Below are 17,614 nucleotides of genomic sequence, written 5' to 3'. Positions count from 1 at the left end.
TGCTCTCCAGGGGAATTCCGGTGGCATGCCCATCATCTACCGGCAGAACGTCCGCGTGCGGGGGCCGTGCTGGAACGCACCACCAGACGGGGCGGCACGACCAGGCGCCCGCGCGCGCCGCGCCCGCCCTCGACCTGCCGCAGCAGCACCTCGATGCAGTGCCGGCCCACCACGTCGAAGTCCTGCCTGACCGTGGTCAACGGCGGCGAGAAGAACTCCGACTCCGGGATGTCGTCGAAGCCCACCACGCTGATCTGCTCCGGCACCCGCACGCCCCCTTCGCTGAGGGCGCGCAGCACCCCGAGCGCCATCTGGTCGTTGGCCGCGAAGACCGCGGTGACGCCGTCCATCGCGGCGAGGCTGCGCCCCGCCTCGTAGCCGGCGCGCGGGCTCCAGTCGCCGGCCAGCGGCTCGGGCGCCGGCCGGTCCGCCTCCGCCAGAGCGGCCCGCCAGCCCGCCAGCCGGCCCTCGGTCTCCAGCCAGTCGGACGGGCCGCTGACGTGCCAGACCGTCTCGTGGCCCAGCTCCAGCAGGTGGCGGGTGGCGAGCCTGGCGCCCTCGGCCTGGTCGATGCAGACCACCGGGATGTCGTCCCGGTGCGAGCCGCCCTCGACCGCGACCGCCGGCATCCCGGTCGGCAGGCTCTCCAGCGCCTGCGCGGCCGAGCGCTGCGGCGCGACCACCACGACCCCGTCCACGCCCTGCTCGGCCAGGTAGTCGATCGCGTCGCGCACGCTGTCGGCGTCGATCGACTTCAGGCTCACGATGCTGACGAAGTAGCCCGCGGTCCTCGCCGCCTGCTCGATGCCGTACACCGTGCTGGCCGGGCCGTACAGCGTGGTGTCGAAGCTCACCACGCCGAGCGTCCGCGACCGCTTGGTCACCAGGGCGCGGGCGACCAGGTTGCGCCGGTAGCCCAGCCGGGTGATCGCCGCCTCCACCCGGGCCCGGGTGTCGGCCCGGACGTTCGGATGGTCGTTGAGCACCCGGGAGACCGTCTGGTGCGACACGCCCGCCTCCTTGGCCACGTCGGCCATGACCGGCAGGCGGCGCTTGGATGCCATCACGGGCGTCTCCTCTCCCTGGGCGCTCGGGGTCGCGGGCGTGCTCAGCGCGTTCCGCCGGCCCGGCGCTTGGTCCAGACGTCGAACGCGACCGCGGCCAGGAGCACCGCGCCCTTGACGAGCATGACCCGCTCGCTGGGCGAGCCGATCAGCGACATGCCGTTGTTGATGACCGCCATGATCAGACCGCCGGTGATCGCGCCGGCCACCTTGCCGACGCCGCCCTGCACGGCCGCGCCGCCGATGAACGCCGCCGCGATGGCGTCCAGCTCGAAGCTGTTGCCCGCCGTCGGACCGGCCTGGTTGAGCCGGCCCGCGAAGATGATGCCGGCGATCGCCGACAGCACGCCCATGTTGACGAAGATCCAGAAGACGACCGACTTGACCTTGACGCCGGACATGACCGCCGCCTGGAGGTTGCCGCCGATGGCGTAGATCTGGCGGCCGAAGACCGTGCGGCCGGCCAGCATCGAGTAGCCGAGCACCAGCACCGCGAGCAGCACGAGCACCCACGGCAGGTTCTTGAACCTGGCGAGCTGCACGACCAGGAAGAGGATCACCGCGGCGCCGGCCGCCATCTTGAGCGCGAACACGGCCATCGGCTCGACGGACTGGCCGTAGCCCTTGCGGGCGTTGCGGGTGCGGAGCTGCGCGACCACCATGCCGGCGATCGCGATCAGGCCGATCAGCAGGCTGAACAGGTCGGCGCCGCCGAGCGGGCCGAGACCGATGTTGCCGAAGTAGCCGTTGGTGAAGCCGTTGGCCAGGGTGCGGACCTGGTCGGGGAACGGGCCGATGCCCTGGTTGCCCAGCACCGTGAGGGTCAGCGCCCGGAACAGCAGCATGCCGGCCAGCGTCACGATGAACGCCGGGATGCCGAAGTAGGCGATCCAGTAGCCCTGCCACGCGCCGATGAGCGCGCCCGCGACCAGCGTGATCAGCAGGGCCAGCGGCCACGCCACGCCCATGTTGACCATGAGCACGGCGGCCAGCGCTCCGGTCACGGCCACCACCGAGCCGACCGACAGGTCGATGTGCCCGGCGATGATGACGAGGATCATCCCGATCGCGAGGATCAGGACGTAGGAGTTCTGGACGATGATGTTCGAGATGTTCTGTGGCTGCAGCAGCGCGCCGTCGGTGAGCACCGAGAACAGCACGATGATGAGCGCGAACGCGATGTAGATGCCGCTGGAGCGCAGGTTCAGCGACACCCCGCCGAGCGACACCCTGCCCGGCCGGCGTGGCCCTTCCCCGTCGACGCCCTTCGCGCCGGTAGCCGTGCCGGCGGGCACGTCCGCGGGCGTGATGCTGCTCATGAGAGCTTCTCCTGTCCCTTGGTCATGAGGTACATGAGCCGTTCCTGGGTGGCGTCCTCGCGCGCCACCTCCCCGGTGATGCGACCCTCGGAAAGCGTGTAGATGCGGTCGCACAGGCCGAGCAGCTCAGGCAACTCACTGGAGATCACCAGCACGGCCTTGCCCTGGTCGGCGAGGCGGTTGATGATCGTGTAGATCTCGTACTTGGCACCGACGTCGATGCCGCGGGTGGGTTCGTCGAGGATGAGCACGTCCGGCTCGGTGAGGATCCACTTGGAGAGCACGACCTTCTGCTGGTTGCCGCCGCTCAGCTTCCCGACCACGCTGTTCACGGTGGGCGCCTTGATGTTCATGCTCTTGTGGAAGCCCTCGGCGACCTTGTACTCCTCGTTCTCGTTCACCCAGCCGCGCCTGGCCAGGCCCTTGAGCCCGGCGGCGCTGATGTTGCGCTTGATGTCGTCGATGAGGTTGAGGCCGTACCGCTTGCGGTCCTCGGTCGCGTACGCGATGCCGTGCCTGATCGCGTCCTGGACGTTGCGGATCACGACCGGCTTGCCGTCCTTGAAGATCTTGCCGGAGATGTTGACCCCGTAGGTCCGCCCGAAGACGCTCATCGCCAGCTCGGTGCGGCCGGCGCCCATGAGGCCGGCCAGGCCCACGATCTCGCCGCGGCGCACGGTGAGCCCGGCGCCGTCGACGACCTTGCGGCCGGGCTGGCTCGGGCTGTGGACGGTCCAGTCCTCGATGCGCAGCACCTCCTCGCCGATCGACGGCTCGTGCGGCGGGAAGCGGTTGTCCAGCGCGCGGCCGACCATGCCCGAGATGATGCGGTCCTCGGTCACGTCGTCGGTCGCCATGTCGAGCGTCTCGATCGTGCGGCCGTCGCGGATGATCGTGACGGCGTCGGCGATCGCGGTGACCTCGTTGAGCTTGTGGGAGATGATCACACAGGTGATGCCCTCCTCCCGCAGGCCGCGCAGCAGGTCCAGCAGGTGCGCGGAGTCGTCGTCGTTGAGCGCCGCGGTCGGCTCGTCGAGGATGAGGAGCTTGACCTCCTTCGACAACGCCTTGGCGATCTCCACGAGCTGCTGCTTGCCCACGCCGATGTCGAAGATCGGCGTGGTCGGGTTCTCGCGCAGGCCGACCCGCTTCATCAGCGCGGCGGCCTCGTAGTTGGTGCGGTTCCAGTCGATGATCCCGCGCTTGGCGCGCTCGTTGCCGAGGAAGATGTTCTCCGCGATCGACAGCTGCGGGCTGAGCGCCAGCTCCTGGTGGATGATGACGATGCCGGCGTGCTCGCTGTCGCGGATGCCGCCGAACTCGACCCGTTCGCCCTCGAAGACGATCTCGCCCTCGTACGTGCCGTGCGGGTAGACCCCGGACAGCACCTTCATCAGCGTCGACTTGCCGGCGCCGTTCTCGCCGCAGATGGCGTGGATCTCGCCCCGCCGGACGGACAGGTTGACGTCCTGGAGCGCCTTGACGCCGGGGAAGGTCTTGGTGATCCCGACCATCCGCAAGATGTGCTCGGTCATATGCCCCTCGCTCAGCTCAGGGAAGCCCCCGGGAACGCGTGGTCCCCGGGGGCAAGGCCCTTACTGGAGCTGGTCCTCGGTGTAGTAGTTGCCGCCGACGATGATCTCCTTGTAGTTGGACTTGTCGACGATCACCGGGTCGAGCAGGTACGACGGGACGACCTTGTTGCCGTTGTCGTAGTCCTTGGTGTTGTTGACCTCGGGCTGGCCGCCCTTCAGCACGGCGTCGGCCATCTTCACCGTCTGCTCGGCGAGCTTGCGGGTGTCCTTGAAGATCGTGGAGTACTGCTCGTCGGCGATGATGGACTTGACCGAGGCGAGCTCGGCGTCCTGGCCGGTCACGATCGGGTAGGGCTGGCCGCTGGTGCCGTAGCCGGAGCTCTTGAGCGCCGACAGGATGCCGATGGACAGACCGTCGTACGGCGAGAGCACGCCGTCGACCTTGGCGCTGCCGTAGGTGCTGGTGAGGATGTCCTCCATGCGCTTCTGGGCCGTCGCCGGGTCCCAGCGCAGGATGGCGGCCTGCTTGAAGTCGGTCTGCTTGCTCTTGACGACGATGGTGCCGTCGTCGATCTTCGGCTGGAGCACCGACATGGCGCCGTTCCAGAAGAACGTGGCGTTGTTGTCGTCAGGGGAGCCGCCGAACAGCTCGACGTTGAACGGGCCCTTCTTGCCGTCCTCGACGCCGAGGCCCTTGAGCAGCGAGGTGGCCTGCTGCACGCCGACCTTGAAGTTGTCGAAGGTGGCGTAGTAGTCCACGTTCGGGCTGTTGCGGATCAGCCGGTCGTAGGCGATGACCGGGATCTTGTTGTCGGCGGCCTGCTGGAGCTGCGAGGTGATCGCGGTGCCGTCGATCGAGGCGATGATCAGGAGCTTGGCGCCCTTGGTGATCTGGTTCTCGATCTGGTTGGCCTGGGTGGGGATGTCGTTCTCCGCGTACTGGAGGTCGACCTTGTAGCCCAGCTTCTCCAGCGCCGACTTGACGTTGTCGCCGTCGTGGATCCAGCGCTCCGACGACTTGGTCGGCATCGTCACGCCGATCAGCGCCCCGGCGCCGCCGGCGGCGGAGGACGCGGAGGCCTCGGCGTCGACCGTCTTCTGGCTGGAGCCACAGGCCGTCATGGTCGCGGCGAGAGCGATGGCCGAGACCACGCCCCCGATCCGTCCCAACCTCATGTCATCTCCTTGCGATGGGGGTCGCGGCAGGCGCTGGACGCGGCGGCCGCCGGTGTAGAAGATCCAGTCGTCCCGTGAGAACGTGACGAACCAGAACAAACTTCGCGTTCGTTTCCGCCGATTGTTATCGCTAACAAAGACTATGTCAACGCTCGGGCATCACCTGCCGGAAACATTCAGGTAACGCCCAAGCGCGCGTTCTCCCAGTTCAACGCCTGGACCGCCCGGAGAACGGGCGCTGCAGGAGGATGAACACGAAGAGCAACAGTCCGATAAAGATCTTGGTCCACCAGGAGTTCAGGGTGCCCTCGAAGCTGATGATCGTCTGGATCAGCCCGAGCACCAGCACCCCGAGCACGGTGCCGAGCAGGAACCCGGTGCCGCCGGTGAGCAGCGTGCCGCCGATCACCACGGCCGCGATCGCGTCGAGCTCCATGCCCACCGCGTGCAGGCCGTAGCCGGAGAGCATGTAGAACGACAGCAGCACGCCGCCGAGCGCCGAGCAGAAACCGCTGACCGTGTACACCGTGATCTTCGTACGGGCCACCGGCAGCCCCATGAGCAGCGCCGACTGCTCGTTGCCGCCCGTCGCGTAGACCGACCGGCCGAAGCGCGTGTAGTGCAGCACGTACGCCGCCACCGCCACCACGACCAGCGCGATCACCACGCTCGGCGAGATCCACAGATCGGCGAACAGGTCGATCCTGGTCTGCGCGAACGCCGTGAACGTGGCGTCCCTGATCGGGATGGAGTCCGTCCCGATCGTGTAGCAGAGCCCGCGGGCCAGGAACATGCCCGCCAGTGTCACGATGAACGGCTGGATGTCGAAGGACTGGATGATCCAGCCCATCACCAGCCCGAGCCCCGACCCGATGAGCAGCACCAGCGGCACCACCACGTACGGCGGCCACCCCGGCCCCTCCATCAGGCTCGCCGCGATCATCGTCGACAGCGCCACCACCGAGCCCACCGACAGGTCGATGCCACCGGTCAGGATCACGAACGTCATCCCCACCGCCACGACCAGTAGAAAGGCGTTGTCGATGAAGACGTTGAGCACGACCTGCCCGCTGGCGAAACCCTCGTAGCGGATCCCGCCCACCACGAACATCGCCACGAACAGGCACCCGGTCACCAGGACCGGCAGGTACTTCACCGGGACGGAGGCCCGCCCGAACGTCAGCGCGGTCACGCCGTGCCTCCTCGGCCTGCCAAGACTCTCTCCTCCGGGGTCGGTTCCGCGGGCGCCGCCCGGCCGCGGCGGCGGAACGCCTTGGCGCGGAAGGACGGGGACTGGATGAGGCAGACGGCCGTCACGACCAGCGCCTTGAACAGCAGCGTGGTCTCCGGCGGCACGCCGATCGAGTAGATCGTCGTGGTCAGCGTCTGGATGATCAGCGCGCCCAGCACGGTGCCGGACAGCGAGAACCGGCCGCCCGCCAGCGAGGTCCCGCCGATCACCACGGCGAGGATCGCGTCGAGCTCGATCCACAGGCCGGCGTTGTTGCCGTCGGCGCTGGAGACGTTCGAGCTGATCATCAGCCCGGCCACGCCCGCGCACAGGGCCGCGAAGGCGTAGACCATGATGACGATCCCACGCGCCCGGATGCCGGCCAGCCGGCTGGCCTCGGCGTTCCCGCCCACCGCCTCGATGAGCATGCCCAGCGCCAGCCGCCGGGTCAGGAACGCGGTGATCCCCAGCACGGCGATCACCACGAGGATGCCGAACGGCACGGTCAGCCAGTAGCCGCCGCCGATCACCTTGTACGCCGGGTCGTTGATCGTGATGATCTGCCCGTCGGTGATGAGCTGCGCGAGGCCCCGCCCGGCCACCATGAGGATCAGCGTGGCGATGATCGGCTGGATGCCGACCGCGGCCACCAGGAACCCGTTCCAGGCCCCCAGCACCAGGCACAGCCCGAGCGCCGCCGCCACCGCCGTGGTCACGCCGGCGTCCTCGCTGATCTGGAGGCAGGCGAGCGCGCCGGAGATCGCCACCACCGAGCCCACCGACAGGTCGATGCCGCCGGTGGCGATGACCAGGGTCATGCCGATCGAGACCAGGATCAGCGGCGCGCCGAAGCGCAGGATGTCGATCAGGCTGCCGTACAGGTGGCCGTCCCTGACCTGGACGGAGAAGAAGCTCGGCGTGAAGAAGATGTTGAGCGCCAGCAGCAGCACGAGGACCACCGCCGGCCACAGCAGGCGTCTCATGACACTCGCCCTCCGCTGGCGATCGTCTCCAGCAGGACGTCGGTGGTCAAGGTCTCGTCGTTGGGCAGCTCGGCCACCAGGCGGCGGTCGCGCAGCACCTCGACCTTGTGGCTGAGCCGCAGCACCTCCTCCAGCTCGGCGGAGATGAACAGCACCGCCATGCCGCCGTCCGACAGCTCGGCCACCAGCCGCTGGATCTCGGTCTTGGCCCCGACGTCGATGCCGCGGGTGGGCTCGTCGAGGATGAGCAGCCGGGGTTCGAGGATGAGCCAGCGGGCCAGCACCACCTTCTGCTGGTTGCCGCCGCTCAGGTTGCGCACCGGGATCTCGGGGTTGGGCGGGCTGATGCGCAGCGCCTTGACGTACTTGCCGACCAGGTCGTCCTGCGTCTCGCGGGGCACCGGGCGGGTCCAGCCGCGGGTGGCCTGGAGCGCCAGCACGATGTTCTCGCGGACGGTGAGGTCCGGCACGAGCCCGTCCTCCTTGCGGTTCTCCGAGCAGAACGCGATGCGGTGCGTCATGGCCGCGCGCGGCGTCCGCAGCGATGTGGGCGCGCCGCCGATCGCGAGCTCGCCGGAGCCCGCGTGATCGGCCCCGAACAGCAGCCGGGCGACCTCGGTGCGGCCCGAGCCGAGCAGCCCGGCGAGGCCGACGACCTCGCCCTCGTGGATGGTCAGGCTGAACGGCTCGATCGCCCCGGACCGGCCGAGCCCGCGCGCCTCGACCAGGGGGCGGTCGAAGGTCTTGGCCTCGCCGTGCAGGCGTTCCAGCGCGGCCAGCTCCTGACCGATCATCTTGGCCACGAGCTGGACCTGGCTGAGCTCGCTGGTCGGGTACTCGCCGACCAGCCGGCCGTTGCGCAGGATCGTCATCCGGTCGGAGATCTCGTAGATCTGGTCGAGGAAGTGGGAGACGAAGAGGATCGCGATCCCCTCCTCCTTGAGCCGCCGCATCACCCGGAAGAGCTGCTGGACCTCGTCGGCGTCGAGGCTGGAGGTCGGCTCGTCGAGGATGAGCACGCGGGCGTCGATGTCCACGGCCCGCGCGATGGCCACCATCTGCTGGACGGCCAGCGAGTAGACCGACAGCGGCGCCGACACGTCGAGCCGGACGTCGAGCCGGGCGAGCAGCTGGGCGGCGCGGGCGCGCATGCGCTTCCAGTCGATGCGCCCCCGGCGGCGCGGCTCGCGGCCGAGCAGGATGTTCTCGGCCACCGAGAGGTTGGGGCAGAGGTTGACCTCCTGGTAGACCGTGCTGATGCCGGCCTGCTGCGCTTCCAGCGGGCTGCCGAAGGCGACGGTCCTGCCGGCCAGCTCGATGGTGCCCGCGTCGGCGGGGTGCACGCCCGTGAGCACCTTGATGAGGGTGGACTTGCCCGCGCCGTTCTCGCCCATGAGCGCGTGCACCTCGCCGGGGAGCAGCCGCAGGTCCACGTCGTCGAGGGCCTTCACCCCCGGGAACTGTTTGCCGATCCCGCTCATCGTCAGGACCGGCGCGGGTACTGCCATGGATCCTCCAAGTCAAGACCGGGCCGGCGGGGCCGCCGGCCCGGCGTCCTTGCGATCAGTACTGGCGGGAGGACAGGACCTGCTTGGCCTGCTCCTGGGTGAAGGTGGTCTCCTCGGTCACCACGCGGGCCGGCACCTGCTCGCCCTTGACGACCTTCTTGGCCAGGTCCATGAGCTGCGGGCCGAGCAGCGGGGAGCACTCGACGATGAAGTTGATCTTTCCGTCGGCGAGCGCCTGCATGCCGTCCTTGACCGCGTCGACCGTGATGATCTTGATGTCCTTGCCGGGGACCTTGCCCGCGCCCTCGATGGCCTCGATGGCGCCGAGGCCCATGTCGTCGTTGTGGGCGTAGAGCACGTCGATGTCGGGGTTGGACTTCAGGAAGGCCTCCATGACCTCCTTGCCCTTGGCGCGGGTGAAGTCGCCGGTCTGCGAGGCGATGATCTTGAACTTGGGATCGGCGCCGATGACCTCCTGGAAGCCGGCCTTACGGTCGTTGGCCGGGGCCGAGCCGGTGGTGCCCTGCAGCTCGACGATGTTCACGGTGTCCTGGCTGTCCTTGTACTGCTCCACCAGCCACTGACCGGCCTTCTTGCCCTCCTCCACGAAGTCCGAGCCGAGGAAGGTCTTGTAGAGGGAGGTGTCCTTGGAGTCCACGGCGCGGTCGGTCAGGATGACCGGGATCTTGGCGTTCTTGGCCTCGTTGAGCACCGGGTCCCAGCCGGACTCCACCACCGGCGAGAAGGCGATGACGTCCACCTTCTGCTGGATGTAGGAGCGGATGGCCTTGATCTGGTTCTCCTGCTTCTGCTGGGCGTCGGAGAACTTCAGCGTGATGCCCGCGCTCTTCGCCGATTCCTGGACGGACTTGGTGTTCGCGGTCCGCCAGCCGCTCTCCGCGCCGACCTGGGCGAAGCCCATGGTGATCGTGTCGTCGCCGCCACCGCCGGTGCCGGCGCTGGTGGTGCCGTCGCCGCCGCCGCAGGACGCCACCGACAGCGCGGTGAGCCCGGCGAGGACCAAGGCCGAGATCCTCTTGAACACTGGGGGGTTCCCTTCTGATGTGAACGCTAACACCCCTGATGGGGCCAGGGACCGCCGTACTCGCGCACGGCCGCTAGCGACCTTCCGGGGGCTGGGCCGTACTGGCCCTGCGGACGAACGCCGGCGGCACCACGAGCCGCTCCCGCTCCTGGAGGCCGCCCTCCAGTCGCCGTACGAGCACCTCGATGCTGTGCCTGCCGACCGCGTCGAAATCCTGTCTGATGGTCGTGAGCGGCGGCGAGAAGTACGCCGACTCGGGGATGTCGTCGAAGCCGACGACGCTCACCTGGCCGGGCACGCTCACCCCCTGCTCGGTGAACGCCCGCAGCACTCCGAGCGCCATCTGGTCGTTGGCGACGAAGACCGCGGTCACGTCCGTCATGCGCGCCAGGCTGCGGCCCGCCTCGTATCCCGAGCGCGGGCTCCAGTCCCCGGCGAGCGGTTGCGGGGCCTCGCGGCCCGCCTGCTCCAGCGCGGCCCGCCACCCGGCCACGCGTCCTTCCGCCTCCAGCCAGTCCGACGGGCCGCTGACGTGCCAGACCGTCTCGTGACCCAGGGAGAGCAGATGCTCGGTGGCGAGCCTGCCCCCCGCGACCTGGTCCACGCTGACCACCGACACCTCCCCCGCCTGGCCGCCCTCGACGGCGACGGTGGGGATGGCGAGCGGCAGGTCGGCGAGGGCCCGGGCGGCCGAGCGCTGCGGCGCGACCACCACGACCCCGTCCACGCCCTGGTCGGCCAGGTAGTCGAGGGCGTCACGGACGCCTCCGGGATCGATGGACTTGAGGCTGACGATGCTGATGAAGTAGCCGGCCGCCCTGGCCGCCTGCTCGATGCCGTACACCGTGCTGGCCGGGCCGTACAGCGTGGTGTCGAAGCTCACCACGCCGAGCGTCCGCGACCGCTTGGTCACCAGGGCGCGGGCGACGAGGTTACGGCGGTAGCCGAGCTTGTCGATCGCCTGGAGCACCCGGGCGCGGGTCTCGCTGCGCACGTTCGGGTGATCGTTGAGCACGCGGGACACGGTCTGGTGCGACACGCCGGCCTCCTTGGCCACATCGGCCATGACCGGTAAGCGACGTCCCAGGCGGGATCCCACTGCCGTGCTCCTTCCCTGGCTTGGCCCCGACTGTGAACGTTAACAACCGGTCTCGTCAAGAGGTCGCCCGATTACGGTCGGGTTACGCAGGCTCGCTCTTGACGTGCTGGGCGGCGGGTCTTTACGGTGGCGCGGATCGCCGTTGTTAACGCTCACCTATTGTTAGCGCTAACACGATCTTGAGGAGCCCCCCGACTCATGATGCGCATCACCCTGTCCGCCCTGCTGGTGGCCGCCCTGCTGGCCGCGCCGCCCCCGGCGGCCGCGCTCGCGGACCCCGTCCCTGAAGGCGCGGTCGTCGACCAGTTCGACGGCAACGCCCTCGGACAGGACTGGACCGTCCTGTCCCCCGACGAGTCCCGCTGGAGCCTGTCCGGCGGGGCGCTGCACCTCGACACCCTGACCGGCGACACCCACCAGGGCACCAACAACGCGCGCAACCTCTTCCTCGTCGACGTCCCCGACGGCGACTTCGAGGTGGTGACCAGGCTGAGCGCGCCCGTCGCCCTCGACTACCAGAGCGCGGGCCTGCTGGCCTGGCAGGACTGGGACAACTACGTGCGGGCCGGGCTCGCCCACGTCGGCTTCGCCGGCGGGCCGGTGATCGAGACCGCGACCGAGGTGGGGGCCGCCTTCACCTCGGCGTTCGCGGCCCGGCCCGGATCGGCGGCCGAGACGCTGAAGCTGGCGCGCCGCGGGGACGAGTTCACCTCCTCGTACTGGGACGGCACGGCCTGGGTGCAGGCGTCCCGCATGACGGCCAGGCTGGAGGTGCGCCAGCTCGGGCTGTTCGGGCTCTCGGCGCAGAACGGCGCCTCCATGCGGGCCGACTTCGACTACATCGCGATCAAGGCGGCCGAGGGCGGGCCCGTGGTGCCGGACGGGCCGTTCACGTTGCGCGCGACGGCGCTGCCGTACCTGGCGGCCGACCGCTCCGGCGCGATCACTGCCTCGGCCCGGCCGCCGCGGACCGGCCTCGCGCTCACCGCCGTCCCGAGCGGCGACGGGGTGCTGCTCAAGGACGTCGCCACCGGCCGGTTCCTGCGGGCCGCCGACCGGGTGAGCCTGGCCGGCACCGGCTCGGTCTTCCGGATCGAGGACGCGGGCGGCGGCAAGGTCACGCTCACCTCCGGCGACCGCGCCGCGGCCGTGACCGGCGGCCGGCTGGTCATGGGGAGCCAGGCGGCGAAGTTCCGCGTCGAGGGCTACACGACCGGCAAGCTCACCGCGGACACCAGGGCCGCGGGCACGAAGGTCTCCCCCAACCTCTACGGCGTCTTCTACGAGGACATCAACCACGCGGCCGACGGCGGGCTCTACGCCGAGCTGGTGCAGAACCGCTCGTTCGAGTTCAACTCCACCGACGAGCCCTCCTACACCGGGCTGACCGCGTGGAGCAAGGCCGAGCGCGGCGCCACCGCCGCCCTGACGGTCTCCGGCGAGCAGCCGCTCAACCCGAACAACCGCAACTACCTGCGGCTGGAGGTGACCGGCGGCGGCACCGCCGGGGTCGCCAACGCGGGCTTCAACCGCGGCCTGGCGCTCAAGGCCGGCGAGCGCTACGACCTGTCGCTGTGGGCGCGGCGCGACTCGGCCGCCACGCTGACGGTGACCGCCGAGGCCGGCACGGCCGTGCTCGGCAAGGCCGCGCTGCGGGTCAAGGCGGGGGGCTGGACGAAGTACCGGGCCTCGTTCACCGCCTCGGCGACCACCGACGCCGGCCGCCTGGTGATCCAGGCCCCCGAGGGGCGCACCGACCTCGACATGGTCTCGCTGTTCCCGCGCGAGACGTACAAGGGGCACGGCATGCGGGCCGACCTGGCGAAGCTGATCGCCGACCTGAAGCCGCGGTTCCTGCGCTTCCCCGGCGGCTGCGTGACCAACGTCGGGACCTACGACCCGTACTCGCTCAACCAGGACCGGCGGCGGATCTACCAGTGGAAGGAGACGATCGGCCCGGTCGAGGAGCGGCCGACGAACTTCAATTTCTGGGGCTACAACCAGTCGTACGGCATCGGCTACCACGAGTACTTCCAGTTCGCCGAGGACATCGGGGCCGAGGCGCTGCCGGTGCTGTCGGTGGGCGTCAACGGCTGCGGCGAGAACCGGCCGCTCACCGACGAGGCCAAGCTGGCGCGCTGGGTGCAGGACACGCTGGACCTCATCGAGTACGCCAACGGCCCCGTCACCTCGACCTGGGGAAAGAAGCGGGCCGAGATGGGGCATCCGCGACCGTTCGGGCTGGAGTACATCGGGCTCGGCAACGAGGAGATCTATCCGGAGTTCTTCACGAACTATCCGAAGTTCGCCGACGCCGTGCGGGCGAAGTACCCGGAGATCAAAATCATCAGCAACTCGGGGCAGACCTCCCAAGGGGCCTGGTTCGACCGGATGTGGCAGTTCGCCCGCGACCAGAAGGCCGACCTCGTGGACGAGCACTACTACAACAACCCCGACTGGTTCCTCGCCAACAACCACCGCTACGACACCTATGACCGGAGCGGGCCCAAGGTGTTCGTCGGCGAGTACGCCTCGCGCGGCAACGCCTTCTCCAACGCCCTGGCCGAGGCGTCGTTCCTGACCGGCATCGAGCGCAACTCCGACGTGGTCGAGCTGGCCTCGTACGCGCCGCTGCTGGCCAACGTCGACTACGTGGACTGGACGCCCGACCTCATCTGGTTCGACAACGACCAGGCGTACGGCTCCCCCAGCTACCACGTGCAGCGGCTGTTCTCCCGCCACGTCGGCGACCGGGTGCTGCCGAGCTCCTTCACCGGCGAGGCCAGGCCGGTCGAGGACATCAGGGGCGCGGTCGGGCTCGGCTCCTGGCGCACCCGGGTCCGCTACGACGACGTCAAGGTGACCGCCGCCGACGGGAGCGTCCTGCTCGCGGAGGACTTCTCGGCGGGCGCGCCCGGCTGGACGCCCGGCCCCGGCACCTGGACGGCGGAGGACGGCGCTTACACGCAGAGCGCCCTGGTCGAGGACGCCCGCTCCACCGCCGGCTCGGCCGACTGGTCGAACTACACGGTCGAGGTGACCGCCCGCAAGACCGGCGGCGACGAGGGCTTCCTGGTGATGTTCGGCGTGCGGGACACCGGAAACTTCTACTGGTGGAACGTGGGCGGCTGGAACAACACCCAGACGGCCATCGAGAAGGCGGTCGACGGCGGCAAGTCGGCGCTCGTCACCTCGGCGGACACCGTGGAGACCGGCCGCGACTATCGCCTCAAGGTGCAGGTGGACGGGCGGCGGATCACGACCTGGCTGGACGGGCGCAAGGTGCACGACTTCGTGGACAGCGCCCAGGTCGAGCCGCTGTACCAGGTGGTGTCCAGGGACGGCGACCGGGTGACGCTCAAGGTCGTCAACGCCCAGGACAGCGCGGTGCGCACGGCGGTGGACCTCGGCGGCGCCCGGTTCCGGCCGGCCGCCGTGGTCACCTCGCTCACCGGGTCGCCGTCCGACGTCAACACGCTGGCCGAGCCCGAGCGCGTCGCGGCCGAGGAGTGGCGGGAGAACGGCCTGTCCGCCTCCTTCGGCTACGACTTCCCCGCCCACTCCGTGACGTTCATCGAGCTCAGGGAGCGATGACCACCCGGTAGTGGGTGGTCATCCTGCCCTCGTCGTCGAGCACGTGGAAGGCGAGCGACGGGGGCAGGGCGTAGTCGAGACAGGTCTCCCACGTGGTGCCGCCCTCCCAGGGCAACGTCAGGGTGGAGACCACGCCAGGCGCGACGAGGAGCGGCCGGCCGGCGAACGTGGTCGCGGCGGCCGTGTGCGCGTGGCCGACCAGGACGGCCGCCACGTTGGGGTGGCCGACCAGCTCCTCCAGGCGCGGGCTGGGGCGCAGGAGGATGTCGTCGAGCAGCGGCGCGTGCAGCGGCACCGGCGGGTGGTGGAAGGCCACGAACACCGGGCGGTCGCTGTCGGCCAGCACGCCCTCCAGCCAGTCCAGGGTCTCCTCCTCCAGGTGGCCGGGGTTCTGGCGGGGGATGGAGGAGTCGCACATCGCGTAGATCGCGCGCGGGGTGCGCAGGGCCTGGTTGACCGGGCCGGGGCCGGGGTCGGGGTCGCCGAGCAGGACGCGGCGGAACTCCTCGCGCACGTCGTGGTTGCCGGGCCCGATCAGCACGGGGTGGCGGGAGGTGAGCAGCTTGCGGGCCTGCTCGTACTCGTCGGCGGCCCCGTGGTCGGCGATGTCGCCGGTCACCAGCACGGCGTCGAGGTCGGCGGGGAGCGCGTCGAGATGACGCATGACGGCCCGCGCGCGGGCTGCGCTCTCGGGGGTGGCGCCGATGTGGATGTCACTCAGGTGCGCGATCACAATCACGCCCTCCACCGTACGCGGCGACACCGACGGAACTCCGGTCATCCGCCGCCCGTTGAACGGGACGAACAGCGAAGGAGGGGCCTTGGGCTGGCACTACAGAAAATCCATCAAAGTAGGACCGTTCCGGATCAACCTCTCGCGGCATGGCATCAGCCACAGCTACGGCAACCGGCGCTTCCACGTCACCGCGACCCCCGACGGCCGGCGGCACGTGTCGGTGCGCCTGCCCGGCGGCTTCCACGTCGGCAAGACGTTCGGCGGCCGGAAATATCGCGGACATTACTGAACCCGATACAACGCGCTTTTCGTGGGTAGTGGAGTGCCCTCGCGAATTCGATGGAGGAGTTCGAGATGGGCTGGAGCTACCGTAAGTCGATCAAGGTGGGCCCCTTACGGCTGAACCTGTCCCGCGGCGGGGTCGGCCACAGCTGGGGCAACCGGCTGTTCCGGGTGACGCGGAGAGCCGACGGGCGTCGTACGCTGTCGGTCAATCTGCCCGGCGGCTTTCACTGGCGCAAGACCACCAACGGTCGCTGACCGTTCGCCATAGGACGGACCGGGGGGCTCCCCTCCGGTCCGTTCCCATGTGTCACGAGGGGGAAAGGTGACCGATCGGGTGCTGGAGGTGCTGCGGCGGCTGCGGGCCGGGCGGGAGTCGTTCGCGCCGGGCCCGGCGCTGCCCGTCGTGGACCAGGTCGTGGCGACGGTCCTGTCCCAGGCGACCTCCGACGTCAACTCCGGCCGCGCCTTCGCCCGCCTCAAGGACAGGTTCCCCGCGTGGGAGCAGGTGGCGGACGCGCCGCCGGAGGAGATCGCCGACGCCATCCGCTGCGGCGGCATCGCCGAGCGCAAGGCCCGCCGCATCCAGGAGATCCTGGCCGCGATCGAGGACCGCGAGGGCGCGATCACCCTGGACCGGCTGGACGGGCTCGACGACGAGTCGGCGGAGGCGTACCTGACCTCGCTGCCGGGCGTCGGCCCCAAGACCGCGGCCTGCGTGCTGATGTTCTCCATGGGGCGGGCGGCGTTCCCCGTGGACACGCACGTGCACCGCGTCACCACCCGGCTCGGCTGGATCCCGCCGGGCACCTCGGCCGCGGAGGCGCACCGCCTCCTGCGGCCCATGGTGCCGCCGGAGGTCCGGCACGAGCTGCACATCGCGCTGATCAGGCACGGGCGCACGGTCTGCCAGGCACGACGGCCCCGGTGCGAGGAGTGTGTGTTGCGCGAGGTGTGCGCCTACGGCAGCGACCCGGCGCACTTCGCGCGGCACGACGTACCAGCTGATCAGCTCGCCGCAGCACGGCCTCGTAGTCGCCGGGTGGGGTGAAGGCTGGAGAGCGAGATGCCGACTCGGGCCTCGCCAAGAGGGGTGGAGCTATGGGGATTCGAACCCCAGACCTCCTCCATGCCATGGAGGCGCGCTACCAACTGCGCTATAGCCCCTTGCGATCACCAAGTGTATAGGACTTCCGGAGCGCCCGCGCCCCGGAAGCTCAGCCGCAGGTCGTGTGCATGGTCAGGGTGGCCTCGTCGAGGGTGAGCGAGACCTGGACCCGGCCCAGCTCGCCGGTGCGGGCGACGTGGGTGCCGCCGCACGGGATGGCCGCCTCGCCCTCGGGCAGCTCGCAGCGCCAGGTGCGGCGGGCGGTCAGCTCGGGGCCCGGCGCGTCGATCCGGACGGGGGCGTCGGCGGCGACCCAGGTCTTGAGCCGGTCGTTCACCTCGCCGGCGACCGCGCCGGTGTCGAGCCCTTCGGCGGAGAAGCCCTTCTTCCGCAGCGACTTGCCGAGGCGGTAGACGTCGACGCTGCCGCCCTCGACGATGCGCGACGAGGTGATCGCGGCCTGGTCGAAGTCGGGGTGGCCGAGCCGGTCGAGCGTCGCCTCCTTGCGCCAGCGGCCGGCGAGGGCGGCGTTGAGCGCGAGCGCGGCGAGGTGGCAGGCGGTGTGGCCGGCCGAGAGCGCCGCGCGGTGGGCGGCGTCCACCTCCAGCTCGACCTCGGTCCCCAGAGGGGGCGGCGCCTCGCCGGTCACATGGACGACGAGCCACCGCCAGCCCTCGTCCCCTCGCCGGACCGGGATGTCCGCCCCCAGGAAGGTCTCGCCGGTCGCCGACTGGGCCCCTGTCACGCAGTCGATGACCGGCGTCCCGCCGACCGTGCCGCGGTCGGCGGGCTGGTCGGGCCAGGTGTGGTCGAGGGGGTGGAAGGGCGTCTCGGCGACGACGAGGCCGTGCCGGTCCCCCACCGGCACGACCCCGACGAGCTCGGAGCGGCCCGAGATCCGGCCGCTGGGGAAGGTGACGAGAGTCGAGTTCAC

15 protein-coding genes and 1 tRNA gene are annotated in these 17,614 nt (G+C 70.0%); 4 read left to right on the top strand and 12 right to left on the bottom strand.

Going from position 1 to position 17,614, the window contains the following annotated elements; translation table 11 throughout:
* Nucleotides 1-32: 32 nt before the first annotated feature.
* From SMD20_RS42605 to SMD20_RS42565, 9 genes are all read right to left on the bottom strand, one after another.
* Nucleotides 33-1,064 carry a LacI family DNA-binding transcriptional regulator gene (locus SMD20_RS42605; RefSeq protein WP_329592842.1) on the bottom strand — a complete coding sequence of 344 codons (1,032 nt, stop codon included), beginning with the start codon at nucleotides 1,062-1,064 and terminating at the stop codon, nucleotides 33-35.
* Between the two features lie 44 nt (nucleotides 1,065-1,108).
* On the bottom strand, nucleotides 1,109-2,383 hold the full coding sequence (mmsB, locus tag SMD20_RS42600) for a multiple monosaccharide ABC transporter permease (RefSeq protein WP_329592128.1): 1,275 nt from the start codon (nucleotides 2,381-2,383) through the stop codon (nucleotides 1,109-1,111).
* Nucleotides 2,380-3,918: a multiple monosaccharide ABC transporter ATP-binding protein gene (gene mmsA, locus SMD20_RS42595; protein WP_329592126.1), complete on the bottom strand. Its 1,539-nt coding sequence runs from the start codon at nucleotides 3,916-3,918 to the stop codon at nucleotides 2,380-2,382. The genes mmsB and mmsA overlap by 4 nt, the downstream gene beginning before the upstream one ends.
* Before the next feature lie 60 nt (nucleotides 3,919-3,978).
* Complete coding sequence (gene chvE, locus SMD20_RS42590; RefSeq protein WP_329592124.1) at nucleotides 3,979-5,094, bottom strand: multiple monosaccharide ABC transporter substrate-binding protein; 1,116 nt, start codon at nucleotides 5,092-5,094, stop codon at nucleotides 3,979-3,981.
* Between the two features lie 208 nt (nucleotides 5,095-5,302).
* Complete coding sequence (gene yjfF, locus SMD20_RS42585; protein WP_329592122.1) at nucleotides 5,303-6,286, bottom strand: galactofuranose ABC transporter, permease protein YjfF; 984 nt, start codon at nucleotides 6,284-6,286, stop codon at nucleotides 5,303-5,305.
* On the bottom strand, nucleotides 6,283-7,308 hold the full coding sequence (locus SMD20_RS42580; RefSeq protein ID WP_329592120.1) for an ABC transporter permease: 1,026 nt from the start codon (nucleotides 7,306-7,308) through the stop codon (nucleotides 6,283-6,285). Before SMD20_RS42580 ends, yjfF begins: the two co-directional genes overlap by 4 nt.
* Entirely contained in the window at nucleotides 7,305-8,816 is a 1,512-nt protein-coding gene (locus SMD20_RS42575; RefSeq protein ID WP_329592118.1) for a sugar ABC transporter ATP-binding protein, read from the bottom strand. Before SMD20_RS42575 ends, SMD20_RS42580 begins: the two co-directional genes overlap by 4 nt.
* Before the next feature lie 55 nt (nucleotides 8,817-8,871).
* Complete coding sequence (locus SMD20_RS42570) at nucleotides 8,872-9,861, bottom strand: ABC transporter substrate-binding protein (RefSeq protein WP_329592117.1); 990 nt, start codon at nucleotides 9,859-9,861, stop codon at nucleotides 8,872-8,874.
* Between the two features lie 73 nt (nucleotides 9,862-9,934).
* Nucleotides 9,935-10,927, bottom strand: coding sequence for a LacI family DNA-binding transcriptional regulator (locus tag SMD20_RS42565; protein WP_329592115.1), 993 nt, complete (start codon nucleotides 10,925-10,927; stop codon nucleotides 9,935-9,937).
* Between the two features lie 231 nt (nucleotides 10,928-11,158).
* Between SMD20_RS42565 and SMD20_RS42560 the strand changes: the two genes are divergently transcribed.
* A complete protein-coding gene (locus tag SMD20_RS42560) occupies nucleotides 11,159-14,554 on the top strand; it encodes an alpha-L-arabinofuranosidase C-terminal domain-containing protein (protein WP_329592113.1) in 3,396 nt (1,131 codons plus the stop codon).
* Here SMD20_RS42560 and SMD20_RS42555 read toward each other — a convergent pair.
* Nucleotides 14,541-15,293, bottom strand: coding sequence for a metallophosphoesterase (locus tag SMD20_RS42555; protein WP_329592111.1), 753 nt, complete (start codon nucleotides 15,291-15,293; stop codon nucleotides 14,541-14,543). The two genes, SMD20_RS42560 and SMD20_RS42555, sit on opposite strands and share 14 nt — an antisense overlap.
* An 82-nt stretch (nucleotides 15,294-15,375) precedes the next feature.
* Here SMD20_RS42555 and SMD20_RS42550 point away from each other — a divergent pair, with 82 nt between their 5' ends.
* The 3 genes from SMD20_RS42550 (at nucleotide 15,376) to SMD20_RS42540 (ending at nucleotide 16,623) form a co-directional block, all read left to right on the top strand.
* Entirely contained in the window at nucleotides 15,376-15,579 is a 204-nt protein-coding gene (locus tag SMD20_RS42550; protein WP_329592109.1) for a DUF4236 domain-containing protein, read from the top strand.
* Between the two features lie 50 nt (nucleotides 15,580-15,629).
* On the top strand, nucleotides 15,630-15,830 hold the full coding sequence (locus tag SMD20_RS42545) for a DUF4236 domain-containing protein (protein WP_329592107.1): 201 nt from the start codon (nucleotides 15,630-15,632) through the stop codon (nucleotides 15,828-15,830).
* A gap of 67 nt (nucleotides 15,831-15,897) precedes the next feature.
* Nucleotides 15,898-16,623, top strand: coding sequence for an endonuclease III domain-containing protein (locus SMD20_RS42540; protein WP_329592105.1), 726 nt, complete (start codon nucleotides 15,898-15,900; stop codon nucleotides 16,621-16,623).
* A gap of 43 nt (nucleotides 16,624-16,666) precedes the next feature.
* Here SMD20_RS42540 and SMD20_RS42535 read toward each other — a convergent pair.
* Both SMD20_RS42535 and SMD20_RS42530 read right to left on the bottom strand, forming a co-directional pair.
* A tRNA-Ala gene (locus tag SMD20_RS42535) sits at nucleotides 16,667-16,739 on the bottom strand.
* A 50-nt stretch (nucleotides 16,740-16,789) separates the two neighbouring features.
* The gene (locus SMD20_RS42530; RefSeq protein WP_329592103.1) at nucleotides 16,790-17,614 is read right to left on the bottom strand and encodes a metal-dependent hydrolase; all 825 of its coding nucleotides are present in this window, start codon (nucleotides 17,612-17,614) and stop codon (nucleotides 16,790-16,792) included.

The organism is Nonomuraea sp. LP-02 (genome assembly GCF_036289125.1).
Lineage (GTDB): Bacteria > Actinomycetota > Actinomycetes > Streptosporangiales > Streptosporangiaceae > Nonomuraea > Nonomuraea bangladeshensis.
The sequence above is the reverse complement of the archived record's forward strand: the minus strand, read 5'-3'. Positions and strand labels throughout refer to the sequence as shown.

Coding starts and splice junctions, on each gene's coding strand:
- SMD20_RS42560 (WP_329592113.1), top strand. CDS start 11,159: ATGATGCGCATCACCCTGTCCGCCCTGCTGGTGGCCGCCCTGCTGGCC.
- SMD20_RS42580 (WP_329592120.1), bottom strand. CDS start 7,308: ATGAGACGCCTGCTGTGGCCGGCGGTGGTCCTCGTGCTGCTGCTGGCG.
- mmsB (WP_329592128.1), bottom strand. CDS start 2,383: ATGAGCAGCATCACGCCCGCGGACGTGCCCGCCGGCACGGCTACCGGC.
- mmsA (WP_329592126.1), bottom strand. CDS start 3,918: ATGACCGAGCACATCTTGCGGATGGTCGGGATCACCAAGACCTTCCCC.
- chvE (WP_329592124.1), bottom strand. CDS start 5,094: ATGAGGTTGGGACGGATCGGGGGCGTGGTCTCGGCCATCGCTCTCGCC.
- SMD20_RS42565 (WP_329592115.1), bottom strand. CDS start 10,927: ATGGCCGATGTGGCCAAGGAGGCCGGCGTGTCGCACCAGACCGTGTCC.
- SMD20_RS42605 (WP_329592842.1), bottom strand. CDS start 1,064: ATGGCATCCAAGCGCCGCCTGCCGGTCATGGCCGACGTGGCCAAGGAG.
- SMD20_RS42545 (WP_329592107.1), top strand. CDS start 15,630: ATGGAGGAGTTCGAGATGGGCTGGAGCTACCGTAAGTCGATCAAGGTG.
- SMD20_RS42575 (WP_329592118.1), bottom strand. CDS start 8,816: ATGGCAGTACCCGCGCCGGTCCTGACGATGAGCGGGATCGGCAAACAG.